The organism is Synechococcus sp. ATX 2A4 (assembly GCF_024346375.1).
Classification (GTDB): domain Bacteria; phylum Cyanobacteriota; class Cyanobacteriia; order PCC-6307; family Cyanobiaceae; genus MW101C3.
Window position 1 is genome coordinate 1 of record NZ_JAGQCV010000018.1, and the last position, 16232, is coordinate 16232.

At 68.1% G+C, this 16232-nt stretch carries 21 protein-coding genes and 1 tRNA gene; 10 read left to right on the top strand and 12 right to left on the bottom strand.

The window, feature by feature from the left end:
• Window positions 1–275 precede the first annotated feature (275 nt).
• A complete protein-coding gene (gene aroC, locus KBY97_RS13675) occupies window positions 276–1364 on the top strand; it encodes a chorismate synthase (protein ID WP_255147756.1) in 1089 nt (362 codons plus the stop codon).
• A 40-nt stretch (window positions 1365–1404) separates the two neighbouring features.
• Here aroC and KBY97_RS13680 read toward each other — a convergent pair whose 3' ends face one another.
• The 6 genes from KBY97_RS13680 to KBY97_RS13705 all read right to left on the bottom strand — a co-directional run bounded on the left by KBY97_RS13680 (window position 1405) and on the right by KBY97_RS13705 (window position 7779).
• A complete protein-coding gene (locus tag KBY97_RS13680; RefSeq protein ID WP_255147758.1) occupies window positions 1405–2067 on the bottom strand; it encodes a bifunctional 4-hydroxy-2-oxoglutarate aldolase/2-dehydro-3-deoxy-phosphogluconate aldolase in 663 nt (220 codons plus the stop codon).
• A 73-nt stretch (window positions 2068–2140) separates the two neighbouring features.
• A complete protein-coding gene (gene ftsH3 / locus KBY97_RS13685) occupies window positions 2141–3985 on the bottom strand; it encodes an ATP-dependent zinc metalloprotease FtsH3 (protein WP_255147759.1) in 1845 nt (614 codons plus the stop codon).
• Window positions 3986–4040: 55 nt separating this feature from the next.
• Window positions 4041–5216, bottom strand: coding sequence for a sulfate adenylyltransferase (gene sat / locus KBY97_RS13690; RefSeq protein WP_255147761.1), 1176 nt, complete (start codon window positions 5214–5216; stop codon window positions 4041–4043).
• Window positions 5217–5368: 152 nt separating this feature from the next.
• Window positions 5369–6187 (bottom strand): photosystem II manganese-stabilizing polypeptide, encoded by an 819-nt coding sequence (gene psbO / locus KBY97_RS13695; RefSeq protein WP_255147763.1) that lies wholly within the window; start codon window positions 6185–6187, stop codon window positions 5369–5371.
• Window positions 6188–6299: 112 nt separating this feature from the next.
• On the bottom strand, window positions 6300–7592 hold the full coding sequence (coaBC, locus tag KBY97_RS13700; protein WP_255147765.1) for a bifunctional phosphopantothenoylcysteine decarboxylase/phosphopantothenate--cysteine ligase CoaBC: 1293 nt from the start codon (window positions 7590–7592) through the stop codon (window positions 6300–6302).
• On the bottom strand, window positions 7582–7779 hold the full coding sequence (locus KBY97_RS13705; RefSeq protein WP_255147833.1) for a DUF2555 domain-containing protein: 198 nt from the start codon (window positions 7777–7779) through the stop codon (window positions 7582–7584). Before KBY97_RS13705 ends, coaBC begins: the two co-directional genes overlap by 11 nt.
• A gap of 202 nt (window positions 7780–7981) precedes the next feature.
• Here KBY97_RS13705 and KBY97_RS13710 point away from each other — a divergent pair.
• Window positions 7982–8054, top strand: a tRNA-Ala gene (locus KBY97_RS13710).
• Between the two features lie 492 nt (window positions 8055–8546).
• Window positions 8547–8774, top strand: a complete 228-nt coding sequence (locus KBY97_RS13715; protein WP_255147768.1) for a hypothetical protein — start codon at window positions 8547–8549, stop codon at window positions 8772–8774.
• Window positions 8775–8851: 77 nt separating this feature from the next.
• On the opposite strand, the gene KBY97_RS13720 is transcribed toward KBY97_RS13715, so the two are convergent.
• Entirely contained in the window at window positions 8852–9085 is a 234-nt protein-coding gene (locus KBY97_RS13720) for a hypothetical protein (protein ID WP_255147769.1), read from the bottom strand.
• 108 nt (window positions 9086–9193) lie between these two features.
• On the opposite strand from KBY97_RS13720, the gene KBY97_RS13725 reads away from it, so the two are divergent.
• The 3 genes from KBY97_RS13725 to KBY97_RS13735 all read left to right on the top strand — a co-directional run bounded on the left by KBY97_RS13725 (window position 9194) and on the right by KBY97_RS13735 (window position 10258).
• On the top strand, window positions 9194–9355 hold the full coding sequence (locus KBY97_RS13725; protein WP_255147770.1) for a PCP reductase family protein: 162 nt from the start codon (window positions 9194–9196) through the stop codon (window positions 9353–9355).
• Window positions 9356–9479: 124 nt separating this feature from the next.
• Window positions 9480–9680: a hypothetical protein gene (locus tag KBY97_RS13730; protein ID WP_255147772.1), complete on the top strand. Its 201-nt coding sequence runs from the start codon at window positions 9480–9482 to the stop codon at window positions 9678–9680.
• Window positions 9681–9919: 239 nt separating this feature from the next.
• A complete protein-coding gene (locus KBY97_RS13735) occupies window positions 9920–10258 on the top strand; it encodes a DUF565 domain-containing protein (RefSeq protein ID WP_315857172.1) in 339 nt (112 codons plus the stop codon).
• Here the strand turns inward: KBY97_RS13735 and KBY97_RS13740 are convergent.
• Window positions 10245–11279: an aspartate carbamoyltransferase catalytic subunit gene (locus KBY97_RS13740; protein ID WP_255147774.1), complete on the bottom strand. Its 1035-nt coding sequence runs from the start codon at window positions 11277–11279 to the stop codon at window positions 10245–10247. The two genes, KBY97_RS13735 and KBY97_RS13740, sit on opposite strands and share 14 nt — an antisense overlap.
• A complete protein-coding gene (locus tag KBY97_RS13745) occupies window positions 11276–12031 on the bottom strand; it encodes a DNA-3-methyladenine glycosylase (protein WP_255147776.1) in 756 nt (251 codons plus the stop codon). The genes KBY97_RS13740 and KBY97_RS13745 overlap by 4 nt, the downstream gene beginning before the upstream one ends.
• 21 nt (window positions 12032–12052) lie before the next feature.
• Between KBY97_RS13745 and KBY97_RS13750 the strand changes: the two genes are divergently transcribed.
• Complete coding sequence (locus KBY97_RS13750) at window positions 12053–12196, top strand: hypothetical protein (protein ID WP_198948333.1); 144 nt, start codon at window positions 12053–12055, stop codon at window positions 12194–12196.
• 47 nt (window positions 12197–12243) lie between these two features.
• Here KBY97_RS13750 and KBY97_RS13755 read toward each other — a convergent pair whose 3' ends face one another.
• Window positions 12244–12543: a DUF6679 family protein gene (locus KBY97_RS13755; protein ID WP_255147778.1), complete on the bottom strand. Its 300-nt coding sequence runs from the start codon at window positions 12541–12543 to the stop codon at window positions 12244–12246.
• Window positions 12544–12634: 91 nt separating this feature from the next.
• On the opposite strand from KBY97_RS13755, the gene KBY97_RS13760 reads away from it, so the two are divergent.
• The 3 genes from KBY97_RS13760 to gatC are packed head-to-tail and all read left to right on the top strand — an operon-like array spanning window position 12635 to window position 13896.
• The gene (locus KBY97_RS13760) at window positions 12635–12790 is read left to right on the top strand and encodes a hypothetical protein (RefSeq protein WP_255147779.1); all 156 of its coding nucleotides are present in this window, start codon (window positions 12635–12637) and stop codon (window positions 12788–12790) included.
• Window positions 12777–13553 carry a creatininase family protein gene (locus KBY97_RS13765; protein ID WP_255147781.1) on the top strand — a complete coding sequence of 259 codons (777 nt, stop codon included), beginning with the start codon at window positions 12777–12779 and terminating at the stop codon, window positions 13551–13553. Before KBY97_RS13760 ends, KBY97_RS13765 begins: the two co-directional genes overlap by 14 nt.
• Before the next feature lie 49 nt (window positions 13554–13602).
• A complete protein-coding gene (gene gatC, locus KBY97_RS13770) occupies window positions 13603–13896 on the top strand; it encodes an Asp-tRNA(Asn)/Glu-tRNA(Gln) amidotransferase subunit GatC (protein ID WP_255147837.1) in 294 nt (97 codons plus the stop codon).
• A 95-nt stretch (window positions 13897–13991) separates the two neighbouring features.
• Here gatC and crtR read toward each other — a convergent pair whose 3' ends face one another.
• The gene (gene crtR, locus KBY97_RS13775; protein ID WP_255147782.1) at window positions 13992–15032 is read right to left on the bottom strand and encodes a beta-carotene hydroxylase; all 1041 of its coding nucleotides are present in this window, start codon (window positions 15030–15032) and stop codon (window positions 13992–13994) included.
• A gap of 41 nt (window positions 15033–15073) precedes the next feature.
• Window positions 15074–16222 (bottom strand): cell wall metabolism sensor histidine kinase WalK, encoded by a 1149-nt coding sequence (locus KBY97_RS13780; protein ID WP_255147783.1) that lies wholly within the window; start codon window positions 16220–16222, stop codon window positions 15074–15076.
• Window positions 16223–16232: the final 10 nt, after the last annotated feature.

The following is a 16232-nucleotide window of genomic DNA, read 5'->3' on the forward strand; positions in this document are numbered from 1 at the left end:
GCCGGTGTTCATTGAACCTGCTTCAAGGCACTCCGGTTGACAGCGATCGATCCATCCAAAGCCTCCGCACATTGCGGGGGCTTTTTTATGCAGCACAGCCACGGCAAACGGGATCGCAGGCGGGGGCAATGGGCACGGCATCGCCAACACCTGCGATCGACTCAGGCCTGCGGGAAACGAGCGAACAGTGATCGGCTCTGGGTTGCGGCAGGAAGCATCTGCTTCCTCAGGCTCTGCAGCTCGAATCAGTAGGCTCCCACCAGTGCAACGGCGCCATGGGCAGCAGCTACGGCCAGCTCTTTCGTATCAGCACCTTCGGCGAATCCCACGGCGGCGGCGTCGGGGTGATCGTGGATGGCTGTCCGCCGCGGCTGCCGCTCGATCTGGCGGCGATTCAGGCCGAGCTCGATCGGCGCAGACCCGGTCAGAGCCGCATCACCACCCCGCGCAAGGAAGCCGATCAGGTGGAGGTGCTCAGCGGGCTGCTCGATGGGATCACCCTCGGCACCCCGATCGCCATGGTGGTGCGCAACCAGGACCAGCGTCCCGGGGACTACAAGGACATGGAGGTGGCCTTTCGCCCCTCCCACGCCGATGCCACCTACCAGGCCAAGTACGGCATTCAGGCCCGCAGCGGCGGCGGCCGCGCCTCGGCGCGGGAAACAATCGGCCGGGTGGCCGCCGGTGCGATCGCCAAGCAACTGCTGGCCCGGGCCCATGGCACCGAGGTGATCGCCTGGGTGCGGCGCATCCACACGATCGAGGCGCAGATCGATCCGGCGCAGGTGACCCTGGCGGCCGTGGAGGCCAACATCGTGCGCTGCCCCGACGCCGAGGCGGCGGAGCGGATGATCGGGCGGATCGAGGCCATCGGCCGCGAAGGCGATTCCTGCGGTGGGGTGATCGAGTGTGTGGTGCGGCGGCCGCCGCCGGGGCTGGGCATGCCGGTCTTCGACAAGCTGGAGGCCGATCTGGCCAAGGCGGTGATGTCGCTGCCGGCCACCAAGGGCTTCGAGATCGGCTCCGGCTTCGCAGGCACCCTGCTGCGGGGCAGTGAACACAACGATGCTTTCCTGCCCACCGCTGACGGCAGCCTGCACACCGCCACCAACAATTCCGGGGGCATCCAGGGCGGCATCAGCAACGGCGAGGAGATCTGCCTGCGGGTGGGCTTCAAGCCCACCGCCACAATCCGCAAGGCGCAGCAGACGGTGACGCTGGCCGGCGAAGCCACCACGCTTGAAGCCAAGGGGCGCCACGATCCGTGCGTGCTGCCGCGGGCGGTACCGATGGTGGAAGCGATGGTGGCGCTGGTGCTGGCCGATCACCTCCTGCGACAGCAGGGGCAATGCAGCCTCTGGTGAAGGCACTGAGGTGAGGACAGGGCCACCCAGGAGCCTGCTGTCAGGCGTAACCCGCTGCTGGAGAGCGGGCAGGTTCACCTGCGGGCTGAGGTGGGCCGGCCGCTGATGCTTCCCTCAGACCCTGCAGCACGAGCGCCAGCTGAGGGTCCAGCACAGCCTCTGGGGCGGCAGAAAAGAGTGCCGCGCCAAGCGTGACCGCCTGCACGCCGGCCGCCAGCCAGATGGGCACATCGGCAGGGCGCAGGCCACCGGCGGCGATGCAGAAGGGCAGTGGAGCCAGAGGGCCGGCCAGGAGGCGCCAGTAACCCGGGCCAAGTGCCGCCGCCGGGAACAACTTGACGAGCCTGCAGCCCAGGCGGCGGGCGAGATCCACCTCCGTGGGGGACATCACCCCTGGCACGAGCAGCAGGCCCATCCGTGCCGCCTCGACCAGCAGTTCAGCGCGCAGCAGCGGCGACATCGCATAGGAGAAACCGGCCGCACGCACATCGGCGAGAGCGGCAGCCGTGGTGATCGATGCTGCCCCCAACTGCAAGGCGGGGAAAAGGCGGCGCAACTCGCGGCATTGCTCAACCCAACCAGGCTGGGGCATCCAGGCCACCTCCACATGGCGCACACCAGCAGCTGCCAGTTGCCCCACGTGCCGGCGCAGAGCGGCAGGCTCACTGCAGCGCACCACTGTGAGCAGCGGCTGCTCCCGCAAGGAGTCGATCAGACGGGCGGCGGCAAGCCCGCACTCCGCAGCCCCTGGTAGGAGCGGCGGAGCATCGTGACGCTCAGACGTATTCGGCGACCCGCACATCGCTGCGGATCAGCAGCTCCTGCAGCTCCTCGGCATCCACGGTTTCCTTTTCCACCAGGATGTCGGCGAGCTCATCGAGCACCGGGCGGTTGTCGGTGAGGACGCCTTTGGCACGGCGGTAAGCCACTTCCACCAGCTGCCCGACCTCCTCATCAATCGCGGCGGCGGTGTCTTCGGAAAAATCCCGCTCGGCGGCGATGTCACGGCCGAGGAACATGCCGCCCTGGGAGCGGCCGAGGGCCACGGGGCCCAGCCGGTCAGACATGCCGAAGCGGGTGACCATCTGGCGGGCGACCCGGGCCACCTGCTGAAGGTCGTTGGAGGCCCCGGTGGTGACTTCGTCTTCGCCGTAGACGATCTCTTCGGCGACACGGCCACCGAGGGCGACAGCCATCTGGTTCTGCAGGTAAGCGCGGGAATAGAGGCCCGATTCCATTCGCTCTTCACTGGGGGTGAAGAAGGTGAGGCCGCCGGCCTGGCCACGGGGAATGATGCTGATCTTCTGCACCGGGTCGTAGTCGGGCATCAGGGCCCCCACAAGAGCATGGCCCGCTTCGTGATACGCCACGAGGCGCTTGCGCTTCTCGCTCATCACCCGATCCTTCTTCTCGGGGCCGGCCATCACGCGCTCGATCGCGTCGTTGACCTCATCCATCGACACTTCGGTGAGTTGGCGGCGGGCCGCCAGGATCGCCGCTTCGTTGAGCAGGTTGGCCAGGTCGGCGCCGGTGAAGCCGGGGGTGCGGCGGGCGACGCGGTCGAGGTCGACGTCTTTGGCGAGGGTCTTGCCGCGGGCATGGACGCCGAGAATCTGCAACCGGCCGGCGTAATCGGGGCGATCGACCACCACCTGGCGATCGAAGCGGCCCGGCCGCATCAGCGCCGAATCGAGCACATCGGGGCGGTTGGTGGCGGCGACAATGATGATGCCGGTGTTGCCCTCAAAGCCGTCCATTTCGGTGAGCAGCTGGTTGAGGGTCTGCTCGCGCTCGTCATTGCCACCGCCGAGGCCGGCGCCGCGCTGACGGCCCACCGCGTCGATCTCATCGATGAACACGATGCATGGGGCGTTCTTCTTGGCCTGTTCGAACAGGTCGCGCACGCGGCTGGCGCCCACACCCACGAACATCTCCACGAATTCCGAGCCGGAGATGGAGAAGAAGGGAACGCCGGCCTCACCGGCCACCGCTTTGGCCAGCAGTGTTTTACCGGTGCCGGGAGGGCCCACCAGCAGCACCCCTTTGGGGATCTTGGCGCCCACGGCCGTGAAGCGATCGGGGTTCTTGAGGAAGTCGACCACCTCGGTGAGCTCGAGCTTGGCGCCCTCGATGCCGGCCACATCACCGAAAGTGACCTGGGTCTGCGGTTCCATCTGCACCCGTGCCTTGCTCTTGCCGAAGCTCATGGCCGGGTTGCCACCGCCACCCTGCGCGCGACGCAGCAGGAAGAAGAGGCCGCCGAGCAGGAGCAGGGGGAACAGCAGGCTGCCGATCGCCTGCTGCCAGGCCGCCGGTTCGCGGCTGGGCTGCACGGCGATGTCGACGTTGTTGTCGGTGAGGAGTTTCAGCAGGTCTTTGTCGGGGGCGAGGTTGACCACGGCGCGGCCGCCATCGTTTTCCACGATCTGGGCGGTGCCCCGGTCGGGGGAGATGAGCACACGCGATACCTGCCTGCTCTGCACCGCTTCAACGAAATCGCTGTAACGGAGGGTGCGGGGGGCGTTGGCCGGGTTGGGCCGGTCGAGGAAGGCCGTGCCCACGGCGATCACCACGACGGCAAGGAGCACGTAGAGCCCCGCGTTGCGCCAGCGCTTTTTCACCCTGTGTGCTCCTGATGAGATGGAAGTAAAGGAATGTTAATGGCGCGGCAGGCCGTCAGACGGCGCGCAGCACCTCCACCACGCTACGGAAGGCGAACCATTCCGGGATTTCCTCGCCGCTGCGCAGCATCTGACGGAACTGGGTGCCGCTGAGTTTCTTCACATGCAGGCCCCGGGCCTCGGCGTGCTCGGCGGTCACATAGCCCTCTTCCTCGGTGTAGACGAGGTTGAGCGACGGCACTGTTTCCATGCCCAGTTCGGTGGCCTGGTCACGGGCGAAATCCTGGGCCTGGTAAGGGCCGTAGAAATCGTCGCCGCTCAACGACGACTTGCAGCCGGCCATGTCGCGACCAATGATGAAGTGGCTGCAGCCGTAGTTCTTGCGGATGATCATGTGCTGCAGGGCCTCGCGCGGGCCTGCCATGTGCATCGCGTAGGGCAGGTAGGCCCAGCGGATGCGGGGGTTCTCCACCTCGGCGGCCAGCCGCTCATACGACTGGAAACGCACCTCGCCGGCGATGTCGTCTTCCTGGGTGGGGCCGCAGGTGGGATGCACCAGCACCACCGCGTTGGCGCTCACGTTGGTGGCATGCAGGGCGCGGGTGAACAGCTCGTAGTGGGCCCGGTGGATCGGGTTGCGGCACTGGAAAGCCACCACGTCTTCATTGGCGGGCAACTGGCTGCGCACCTCAGCCGGCGTCTGGCAGGGGAACACCCGACGGGGCAGCTCCAGCCCCTGCAGCGCGCCGCCGAGGTAGAAGCGCCCACGCTCGCCGCAGATCATGCGCACCGCCGGGTGCTCGATTGAGGTGGTGCCGTAGCAGCCAGCGGCCTCACGCACCTTGTCGGGTTCCCAGCGGCTCTCGACGGTGAACACCGCCAGATCCTGGCCGCGGTAGGTGAGCAGCAGGCGATCGCCCGGAGCGATGGTGTCGTCATCGGTGTCCATCACCACCGGCAGACCGAACAGCAGGCCCGAGGTGGTGCGGTGCCCGCTCACCACAGCGAGGTAATCCTCTTCGTGCATGAAGCCGCGCAGGGGCGAAAAGCCGCCCACCATCAGCAGCTCCACGTCGCAGGCGTTGCGGTCGGAACACTCCAGCACCCGATCCACACCGGCCTTCACCGCCGCCACCTGCTCGGGCGGCACCCGCAGATCAACGAGCGTGCCGCCATGGGGGGCGATCCCATGAACCTGGGGCTGGCCTTCGGTGGAGGTGGTGGAGGTCACGGGCAGCGGCGTGAGGGAATGGAGAGATTCTTTCAGAGCACCCAGGCCCTGCTGGCAAGCCGCGAAGCCTGGTGGGATCGGCTGGCAGCAAAAAGCCCTTCCGGAGGGAGCTCCGGAGGGGCTTGAAGAAAGGAGGAAGGCCGGGGCCTGAATCAGGCTTCTTCGAGGCGGCCGTACAGCTGGCCGGTCACCTTGACGTCGACGGCCTGCTTGCCGCCCATGTCGGTGTCCGAGGGCTGGATCGCCGTGAACACGCCGGCGAATTCACCGGTGGCACTGTCGACCTTGGTGATCGAAAGGCTCATCGCGCCGCGGCCGTCGACGTACTGCTTGGTGTTCTCCTTGGCCAGCGATTCGTCGTCACCGGCGGGCACGAGGCCGACAGCGCTGCTGTAACCGGTGGTGAGGCCGCGGCCCTTGGGATCCAGGAAGTTGCTGGTGCGGTAACTGGGGGTGCGATACGTGCCTTCGAAATCAGTGCTGGTGCTGATGGCGGCGCCATTGGAGGTGGCCAGCAGCTCCTTGCTGGAGAAGGTGAAGGGCACTTCCTCACCACCGGGCATCAGCACGGTGATCGGCTGGAAGTCGATGCCGCCGAGCTCCTTGAAGGTGAGGGAGTCGCCCGAGACGTTCAGATCTCCATACACCTGATCCAGGCTGGAGGTGTAGCGGGTAAGGATCTTGCCGGCCACGAACTGGGCTTCCTGCCGCTTGTTGGTGGGTTCACCCTTGACGAACACTTCGCTGGGGTGGAGGCAGATGTCACGAAGCTGGTAGCGGGCGCCGGAATCGAGGGGAATCGTGCCGCGCGCAGAATCGGGAAGGGTGGGGCAGTCGTTCGCCTTGCCGGTGTTGACGATGTCGTCATAGGTGACGTTGGAGCGATCAACAGCTTTGGCACCACCGCCGCAGGCGGTGACCATGGTGAGGCAGAGCGCCAGCACGAGTGCGAGCAGGGGTCGGAAACGCATGGGGAGAAGCCGCGCGGGCAGGGTGAAACCTTGTGAAGGCGTGCGTCGCGGCGATCCTACAGAGGAGAAACCCGGGCTCCTGCAGCGGCGTTGCGCCTCTCAACAACATGACTCACAGCCGCCTGGCCGATGCCGGCGGGGCCGGCGCGGCGGCAGGCGCGAGCAAGGCGCCGAGCGCATCGAGCAGCCGGTGAGCCAAGGCCAGCTTCCCCATCGGCGCCAGCGGTCGCTCCCCGTCGCCGGGCCCCAGCAGCCAGCCCTGGTTGGTGGCGGCGGCGAATCCGGCGCCGGGCTGATCGATCGGATTGGCGAACAGCAGATCACAGCCCTTGCGCCGGAACTTGGCCCGGGCCTGGGGCAACACATCGCCGGAATGGGCCGCGAAGCCGAGGATCCGCTGGCCGGGCGGGCGCTGGCTCACCAGCTGCTGCAGCAGGTCAGGCACCCCCTGCCAGCCCGTCTGCAGGGCCTGCGCCAGCTCCTCCTTGGCCAGCTTGGTGGGCAGGGGCGCCGCCCGGCGGTGGTCGGCCACCGCCGCCGCCATGGCAATCGCATCGGCTTCGGGCTGGAGAGCAACCAGCCGCTGCTGCAGCTCAGCGGCGGTGACCACCGGATGAAGCTGCAACCCCTCCAGCCAGGCGGCCTCCACACTCAGCGGACCGTGCACCAGATCCACCTGCGCCCCCCGCAGGCGGGCGGCCTGGGCCAGCAGCACCCCCATCCGTCCCGTGCTGGGGTTGGTGAGGCAGCGGGCCGGATCGAGAGATTCGCGGGTCGGTCCGGCGCTCACCAATAACCGACGTCCGCGCCAGTCGCGGCTGGCACCATGCAGGCGCAGGGATTCAAGCGCCAGCTCCAGCAGGGCCGGTTCGGCCATCCGTCCATCGCCCTGCCGGTCGCAGGCCAGCAGCCCCGGCTGGGGGCCAAGCGGCAGCACCCCCTCAAAGTTCTGGAGCTCCTGCCAGTTGCGGCGCACCCCGGGGCTGCGCCACATGGCGGTGTTCATGGCGGCGGCAGCCAGCACCGGCGCCTCGGCCGCCAGCAAGGTGCTCGCCAGCAGGGTGTCGCCCAGGCCGTGCACCCAGCGGGCCAGACTGGTGGCGCTGAGCGGCGCCACCAGTACCAGTTCGGCCCACTCAGCCAGTTCAATGTGCAGCGGCCGCGCCGCCTGGTGGCTCCATTGATCCGCCTCCAGCAGGCAGCTGTGGCGGCTGAGGCTGGCCAGCGCCACCGGGCTCACCAGCCGGGTGGCGCTGGGGGTGAGCACGCAACGCAGCTCGGCGCCCCGCTTGGCGAGGGCACTGACCAGGCCCGGCAGCTTGACGGCGGCGATGCTGCCGCTGATGCCCACCAGGATCCGGCACCCCGCCAGGGGATCAGCACGGCTGTCGCCCTCATTCCTCATCGAACGGTTCCTGATCCACCAGATGGACGTAGGGGCGGGCCAGCTCCGGGCGGTGAATCGCCAGTGCCCGCATCAGGTGCCAGTCCTGCAGGCCGGCGAAGGGGGTGGGGTAATCGTCTTCATCAAGGCGGCGGGCCAGCTCGGCGGTCGCGGCTTCATCAAAGGCCTCGAGCCGTTCGGGGGTGATCGCTGGGCCACCGCGCTCTTGCGGCTGGCCAGCGGCCTGGGACGTGGACGGAGCGATGGGGTCGGCCAAGACAATGGAGACGGATGTCCGGTTTCATTCCATCGCATCAACGGCCTTGCGGCTGCTCATTGCATCAACAGCCCTGCGGACGCCGGCCCAGCCCCCGGCAGACACCCGAGCGGCAGTGATAGCTTTTCGGCACGGGGAATTAGCTCAGCTGGTAGAGCGCTGCGATCGCACCGCAGAGGTCAGGGGTTCGAGTCCCCTATTCTCCATGGGAAGCCAGCATTTCCCGGTCGGTGACTGGATTTCAGGAGTCTCAAGAAGTCTTCCTGGCTCGCCCTGGTGCAGACCTTGGGTGCAGAACCTGGGTACAGGGTCGGGTACCGATCCAGTTCTCCACCTCGGCAAAGGCGCCGGGGAGCCAGCGGTTCGGCTGCCGCATCTAATCGTGCGCCGGCGTGGCTGGAGCTCCTAATCACAAGCGGCGGATCCTCCCGGCCTTGCGCCCCCGCTGTGGACCGCTGCTACACCATCCCCTGCAGGCTGGCCGGCCACTGTGGGTAGCCGGGCCGTGGCCACTGCGCTATCGCAGCGATGGTGGGGCGGCGGTGCTGCTGCTTGATCAACCCTGCGCCGGTGTCCATGGGTGGCGCGAGCCGGCGGGGATACACGCTCCGGCTCTTCGCTGAGTTCCGCCAGCGGCCAAGCAACGCAGTGTGCTCGGCAGGCCAGAGCTAGCTTTTAAGTTTTTCCCACTCCCGCCAATGGCCACCACGGTGCGCCTGTCTCCGGATCCAGAGAGCCGGCTGCAACCGCTTGCCAACGCGTCCGGCAGCAGCGCCGATGCCTTGCTCGGTCGGGTCATCAACGAAAGCCTGCAAGATATCGAAGACGCTCAGCTGGCCGAATCCGCCTGGCTGGGGCACGAGGGATCGGGGGAGCCGACCATCACCCTGGACGACGTGTTGAGCCGTTGCGGGCTGGAGGCTTGAGTTCACACCTCCAGCAGAGCGGCAGCCGCAGAAGCTGAGCCGCCAGCCCACCACTGCTGGCGCCGAACTTCAAGCGCTCAGTCACCACTGCCGCCCAGCAAGCCCGCGAGGGCGGCCTGGTAGGTGTCACGGTCGGCGGGGTCACCCACGAGGGTGATGGCGCCGCTTTCGGGCCACCAGTTGAGGCGGAGGTTGGTGTGCTTTTCGTCGAAGACGAACAGTTCATAGACCCCCTTGTGCTCCCAGTGACCGGGATGGTCGAGGCTGGTGACGATGGACTTGAGCTCGTCCAGGCTTCCGTGAAACTGCACGCTGGGGCCATCCGATCCGCCCACTCTTGCAAACCGGTTGCCTCGGGCCTGTTGCCTTTGCGACGGCCCTCGCGGCAGCCCCATCCCCTCCAACGACCCGCCTGAACCATGGACTGGACCAGCGACGCCGAACAGAAGCTGAAGGAAGTGCCCTTCTTCGTGCGACCCGCCGTGCGGCGACGGATCGAAGCGATGGCGGAGGAGGCGCAGCTCAGCGCCATCGATCTGGCCTTCTATGACGAGGCCCGGGCGCGGTTCGCGCGCCGCTGAGTGCGGCGACGAGGGTGCAACCTGCATCGCTCTGAGGTCCCGAACCGCAGCAGCCACACCTGGCCAGCGGGTCAGGGGGGCTCGATAGGGTAAAAGGGAGGTCAGCATCCTGCCTCCCGCCTCCATGTCGCAGTCAAAGCGAGAACAGGTCGTCAGCCATCTGCGCTACATCCGTCAGGAATTGCGCGAAATGCACCAGGGCGTCATGGAAGACGGCCTGTTGCCCGAGGCCGGCGAAGTGCGCGGCGTGATGGCACAGATGGAAGCCCTGCTCGAATTGCTGGAAGGCAAGGGCGCCCGCAAGAACAAGGACAGCGACGGCTGAGGCTGCCGGCCCCTTGACAGCACCGGCAGAGGGTGCGTCTTGCCAGGACGCAAAGCCATCGGTTTTGTGAGTCCGTTCCCATCCCTCTGGCCCGGGCCCTGCCCGGGCCTTTTTATTTCAATCCCCTATGGATGGCGTTTGGGGGTACCGCCCACACCAGAAATGGTGTAAAAAGTGTTTGGCAGTTGTCCGGGCCAGGTGATGGGGATCGCCAGCCGTTGCTCCTGCCACCCTCTTCCGTGACCCGCCTGCAGCAGACCAGGCTTCACCGCCAGATCGGCCTGGCAGGTGAGCGGCTGCAGCTCTGGGCCCAGAACCCCTGGCGCCGGCTCTCGTTGCAGGTGATCACCCTGCTGGGCGGCTTCTTCATGGGGGGCTCGGTGGGCATGCTGATCGGCGCCCTCTCCTATCTTGACCCGATCGCTGCCCTGGCCTGTGTGGCGCTGATGGAGCTATCGGTGCGCACCCGCCGCGCCCTGCTGCAACAGAGCGGTGACCGGCTCACCCTGCAGCTGATCGATGCCGCCCGCACCGGCTTCCTCTACGGGCTGCTGCTGGACGGTTTCAAGCTGCTGTGAACGGGTCGGGTTCAGCCGCCGCCAGCAGATACAACAGCGCCATCCGGATCGGAATGCCGTTGCGCACCTGCTCTTCCACCAGGCAGCAGCTGGGATCATCCAGCAGCGCACCGCTCAGCTCGACGCCGCGGTTCACCGGCCCCGGGTGCAGCACCGGCACCGGCTTACCGCAGAGCTCCAGCCGCTGGTGGCTGATGCCGTAGTGACGGTGGTAGGTGTCGAGGCTGGTGAGCAGGTGCTGGTGCATGCGCTCCTGCTGCAAGCGCAGGGTCATCACTGCATCGGCCCCCGGCAGGGCCTCCTCCAGCTGGCGCACGATGCGGATTGTGCCGCGGCACTCCACCGGATCGTGCGCCTGGCCCGGCGGCGGCGCCTGCACGAAGGCGGCGAAGCCATCGGGCAGCAGCGTGGCAGGGCCGCAGAGCACCACATCGGCGCCGCAGGCGGTGAGCGCCCAGAGGTTGGAGCGGGCCACGCGGGAATGGAGCACATCCCCCACGATCACGATGCGCTTGCCGGCCAGGGCAGCCGGCGTGGGCGCCGTCGGCTCGAACCAGCGGGCGAGGGTGAGCAGATCCAGCAGGCCCTGGCTGGGGTGGCTGTGCAGACCATCGCCGCCGTTGAGCACCGCCACCCGTTCGCCGCTGCGGTCGAGGGCGCGGGCCATGGCGGCGGGCACACCGGCGCAGGCATGGCGCACCACCAGCACGTCGGCGCCCATGGCCACGTAGGTGCGGGCGGTGTCGAGCAGGCTCTCACCCTTGCTCAGCGAACTGGAGGCCGGTGAGAAACTCTGCACATCGGCCGACAGCCGCCGGGCGGCCAGCTCGAAGCTGCTGCGGGTGCGGGTGCTGGGCTCGAAGAACAGGCTGGTGACCAGGCGGCCCTGCAGGGCCGGCAAGCGCCGCGCGCCACTGGTGGGCAGGGAGCGGAAGCGCTGCGCCAACTCCAGAACGGTGGTGAAGTCGGCCAGGGAGAAGGCGGCGAGATCCAGCACATGGCGGTGGCTCCAGCGGCTCATGGCTGCGCCTCCGGTGTGCCCATCGCTGCGGGGCAGAAGGCCGCCGCCGGCCGAGGCATGCGATCGCCCCGCGCGCGCCGGCTGACGCTGCGGCTGGCGCGCAGATACCAGCGCCAGGGCAGCTCCTGAGCCTGGGAAATGCCGATGCGGGTGGTGCACACCAAGGGGCCATCGCCCTCCAGCTCACGGGCCTGCCACCAGCGCTGCAGCGCCGCAGGGCGCGGCGCCATCCAGACCCCCTGCGGCGGCATCAACAGCTGGCGGTCCTGGCAGCGGTTCAGGCCGAAACGCCGCGCCAGCAGAGCGGGGCCGGCGGCGATCCGCTCGGCCTCACCCGACAGGGCCACGGCCCTGAGCAGCACGCCACTGGCATGACCGTCGTGCCCTGTGACCACGTTCACGCAGTGATGCAGGCCGTAGGTGAGGTACACATACAAGCGGCCCGGCGGGCCGAAGAGGGTGTCGTTGCTGGGGGAGCGGCGGCGGTGCCCATGGCAGGCCGGTTCACTCTGGCAATAGGCCTCGGTTTCCACCACCACCCCCCAGACATGGCCGCCCCCGGGCAGGGCGCGCACCAGCAGGCAACCCACCAGATCGGGGGCCACAAGCTCGGCCGGGCGGGCAAAGACGTTGGGCGGCAGGCCGGCGCCGGCCGCAGCGGGCAGCCGGTGATCGCTCGCGCACACGGCTGCGCCCACCGGGTCGCCACCCGCCAGACTGGTGCCGGCGGGGGGGCTCAACGTCCCTGCCATTCGTCCGATCGGCTCCTTCCCGTGTCCAGCGCTCTCTCCAGTTTCAACCTCGGCACCGTGCTGCTGGCCGGCAGCGGGCTGTTCGTTCTGGCCACCCTCTACTTCGGCACCCGCGGTGGCTTCTACGACACCGACGATTACGACGGCAACGGCACGGCCCACTGAGGCCAAGCCAGCGGGACTTGCGCCCGGGCCAGCCCAGCGAGCAGCGTTCAACCCTGGCTGTGCAGCCGTTCCGATTCCGGGCAATCGTCGGCAGTTTCCAGATCCTGCGCGCTGCCGCTGCGGCTGAACGAGGCCAACCGGGTGCTCACAGCGCCGATCGATTCGAGCCGCACGCTCTCCTCCCAGCTGTGGCGCTCGTCGTCGTCGGCCATGTCGTAGCGGAGGGTGACCAGATCACCCACGATCTCCACCACAATCGCCTGCTCAATCCAGCGCTGCTGATCGCGCAGGAACACCCACACCGGGCGTTTCTCGCTGCAGAACTGATCCAGCTTGCGGTGCAGCATCACCCTCCCGGCCGGCGCCGGACGAGGCCGGGTCGGGCCCGGTTGCTTTCGATCCTAGAGATGATGGACGGATCCGTTTCATGCGGCGGCCGTGCCGCCTCCCGCCGGTGAGCACCCTTTCCTCCCCTGCACCGGCTTCGGCTGGCAGCGGCACAGCTTCCGCTACCGCCCCTGCTGCCGGCGGCGCCCCCTCTACCCCTGCTGCTGCAGTTGGTTCCGCCGTTCCCGGCCCGGTGGCCAGCCCTGAGGCGATCCGGCTGCAGCTGCGCAGCTGGCCGGAGGTGGAGGCCTATCTGGAGCGCTGCAAGGGCGTGATCGTGCCGCTCGGCTCCACCGAACAGCACGGGCCCACCGGCGCCATCGGCACCGATGCACTCACCGCCGAAGCGGTGGCGCTGGAGGTGGGGCGCCGCACCGGCGTGCTGGTGACGCCCGCCCAGGCCTTCGGCATGGCGGAGCACCACCTGGCCTTCCCCGGCACGATCAGCCTCCAGCCCGCCACGCTGCTGGCCGTGCTGCACGACGTGGTGCTGTCGCTGGCACGGCATGGCTTCCAGCGCATCTACGTGATCAACGGCCATGGCGGCAACATCGCCACGGCGCGGGCCGCCTTCGCCCAGGCCTACGGCACCGCTGCCGCCCGCGGGCTGCCCCATGCCGCCGACCTGCGCTGCCGACTGGCCAACTGGTTCATGGCGGGGCCGGTGATGCGCCAGGCCCGCGAGCTCTACGGCGACCGGGAGGGGCACCACGCCACCCCCAGTGAAATCGCCCTCACCCTGCACCTGGAACCCAGCCTGATCGCCCTGCAGCGCCCCCTGCCGGAAGCGGCGCCAGCGGGCCCGATCCACGGCCCGGAGGATTTCCGCCGTCGGCATCCCGATGGGCGCATGGGCTCCGATCCCTACCTGGCCACCGCCGCCCATGGCGCGGCCATCCTCGATCAGGCCGCCAGCTCGCTCACCGCCGATCTCGAAGCCTTCCTCAGCGACGGGGAACCGGCCGACTGAGCGAAGCGGCACAGGCTAGGTTCGGCCCCAGATGGTGAGCTCCAGCGCGATGAGCAGGATCGACAGCGATGACGTGCGCAAGGTGGCCAAGCTGGCCCGCCTGGAGCTGCCGGACGAGAAGATCGCCACCTACACCGGGCAGCTCGAGCGCATCCTCGATTACGTCGCCCACCTCGAGCAAGTGGACACCGAGGGCGTGCCTGCCACCACGCGCGCGGTGGAAGTGGTGAATGTGACCCGCGAAGACCGGGTGGATCCCACCCCCGTGCGCGACGAACTGCTGGGGCTGGCCCCCCAGCGCCAGGGTGATTTCTTCCGGGTGCCGAAAATCCTGGCGGATTAGGAAAATCCCGGCCGATGGATCAGGAAACGTCCGGCCGATGGATTGGTCGGCAGGTGCGGCTGGCCCTGAAAAACGCAGGCCCGCGCTGGAACTGCTCAGCTGGCCGAGGAGCGGGGCAAAGGGGAAACAGCGGTGCGGTGCAGCAGCGCCAGCACATGACGGCGGGCCCGAGGGCTGGGGAACAGTGCGGCGATCGGGCGCAGACGGCTGCGGCGGCGTTTATGGCTGCGGATGCCGAAAAAGATGTCGTAGAGGAAATTGATGCCGTCGTGGCGGGTTTCGAACAGCCCCAGCCGCTGGGGTGAGCCTTTGGATTCGAGCAGATCCTTGGTGGCGCGGTAGGCGTCCTGGTATTCAAACCAGGGGATGGAAGGCCAGAGATGGTGAACCAGGTGATAGTTCTGGCCCATGATCAGCCAATTCATCACACGGCTGGGATAGACGCGGGCGTTCTGCCAGCGGTTGCGCGACAGAAAGGGTCGATGGGGGAGGTAGTCGAAGAAGAGCCCAAGGGTGACACCCACCATCAACGCCGAAGCAAACCAGACGTTGAGCACGAAGTGCAGGAAGTTGAAGTGAATCGAGGCCGCCACGATCGTGAAAAACACAGCGCGGGCCAGCCCCCACTCCAGCAACTCCCAGCGGCGCCAGAGGCGATGACGGAAGAAGAACACTTCGTGATAAAAAAAGCGCGGCGCAATCAGCCACAGCGGCCCGAAGGTGGAGACGATGTGGTCAGGGTCGCGCTTGGGATCGTTCACATGGGCGTGGTGCTGAAGGTGCACCCGCGTGAACACCGGAAAGCTGAAACCCAGCAACAGCGCCGCGCCGTGGCCCATCACCGCATTCCAGAAGCGGTTGGGATGGGCGGCGTTGTGGCAGGCATCGTGGATCACCGTGCCCTCCAGGTGGAGCGCCAGGAAGCCGAGCATCAGCAGCGCCGGCAACGGCCAGTTGCCCACGAACCAGCCCCAGATGCAGAGCGCGGCCAGGGCGTAACCCGCCAGGAACAGACCCACCGTGGGGTTCCACGGCTCCGGTGGGTCGAGATACATCTTCGGCACCGACTGCCGCACGGGCGCCGTGCTGGCGGAGGCGGCATGCTGTTCAGGCGGGAGGGCCAGAGCTTGTGTCATCCCCTGATCCGACGCCCGACTGGCAATTGTGAGCCCTCACCTTACGGGGAAACCGGAGGGAGGGGCGACTCGCCGTGGGGGAGCACCAATTCCATCAGTGCCCCGCCGCCGGGGTGGTTGCGCGCCTCCACCCGGCCGCCATGGGTGAGCGCAATCTGTTGCACGATCGCCAGGCCCAGGCCGCTGCCGGAGCGGCGGCTGCGCACCCGGGAGGGATCGCCGCGGTAGAAGCGCTCGAACAGATGCTTCAGATCGGTGTCGCTGAATCCAGAACCGTGATCGCGCACCGTCAGCTCCCACCACTGCCCCGTACCGGTGATGTCCACCTCGATCACGGTGCCGTCCGGGCTGTAGCGCAGGGCGTTGTCGAGCAGGTTGAGCAGGGCGCGGTGCAGGCGGCCCTCATCGCCCCGCAGGGGGGCGGAGGGGCAGCGAGGCAGCTCCAGGCTCACGCCCCGCTGCTCGGCGAGCGGGCGCAGGCTGCTCCAGGCCTCATCCAGCAGATCGCAGAGATCAAGGCGGCGGTAACGCTCATCGTCGCCGGGAAGGCTGTTCTCCAAGCGCGACAGCTCCAGCAGATCTCCCACCAGCTCCCGCAGCCGCTGCAGTTCGCGCTGCAGGCGTTCGATCAGCACGGCGTTGGAACGGGTGGCCTGGGCGGCCAGGCTGTCACCCACCAGCAGCAGGGCCGTGAGCGGCGTCTTGAGTTCGTGGGCCACATCGCTCACCCAGCGGCTCTGCTGATCGAGCTGGGATTCGAGCGAGCGGCGGCTGCTGAGCCACACCGCCATCCAGCCCCCCTCTCCCGGCAAAAGGGTGGCTTCCAGCGGCTCCGAGCCCAGGCTCCACTCCACCCGCTGGGCGCGCGCCAGCCGGCGCGAGCGCTGAATGCCCTCCTCCAGCTCGGGCGACTGGATCACATGCAGCAGCTGCTCGCCGCACAGCAGGCGTTCGGCGGGAAGTTGCAGGAGATGCTCGGCCTTGGCGTTGATCGCCTGGATCGTGCAAGTGGGGTCGAGGGCCAGCCAGCCATGGGGGGCCGCGTTCAGCCAGGCGAGCAACTGGGCGCGGGTGGGCGGGGTCGCCTCCCGGGCACCGGCTTCGGCTTCGCGGCGGCGCCAGGAGGCCGTGGCCTGGGCCAGGCTCCAGCCGATCAACATGCCGAAGGCCAGGGCGAGGAGTGTCTTCACCGGGGAGGCG

Bases quoted from the DNA above. Each gene is read 5' to 3' on its own strand.
- aroC (WP_255147756.1), top strand. From the start codon at position 276: ATGGGCAGCAGCTACGGCCAGCTCTTTCGTATCAGCACCTTCGGCGAA.
- psbO (WP_255147763.1), bottom strand. From the start codon at position 6,187: ATGCGTTTCCGACCCCTGCTCGCACTCGTGCTGGCGCTCTGCCTCACC.
- coaBC (WP_255147765.1), bottom strand. From the start codon at position 7,592: ATGAGGAATGAGGGCGACAGCCGTGCTGATCCCCTGGCGGGGTGCCGG.
- KBY97_RS13715 (WP_255147768.1), top strand. From the start codon at position 8,547: ATGGCCACCACGGTGCGCCTGTCTCCGGATCCAGAGAGCCGGCTGCAA.
- KBY97_RS13725 (WP_255147770.1), top strand. From the start codon at position 9,194: ATGGACTGGACCAGCGACGCCGAACAGAAGCTGAAGGAAGTGCCCTTC.
- KBY97_RS13730 (WP_255147772.1), top strand. From the start codon at position 9,480: ATGTCGCAGTCAAAGCGAGAACAGGTCGTCAGCCATCTGCGCTACATC.
- KBY97_RS13740 (WP_255147774.1), bottom strand. From the start codon at position 11,279: ATGAGCCGCTGGAGCCACCGCCATGTGCTGGATCTCGCCGCCTTCTCC.
- KBY97_RS13745 (WP_255147776.1), bottom strand. From the start codon at position 12,031: ATGGCAGGGACGTTGAGCCCCCCCGCCGGCACCAGTCTGGCGGGTGGC.
- KBY97_RS13755 (WP_255147778.1), bottom strand. From the start codon at position 12,543: ATGCTGCACCGCAAGCTGGATCAGTTCTGCAGCGAGAAACGCCCGGTG.
- gatC (WP_255147837.1), top strand. From the start codon at position 13,603: ATGAGCAGGATCGACAGCGATGACGTGCGCAAGGTGGCCAAGCTGGCC.
- crtR (WP_255147782.1), bottom strand. From the start codon at position 15,032: ATGACACAAGCTCTGGCCCTCCCGCCTGAACAGCATGCCGCCTCCGCC.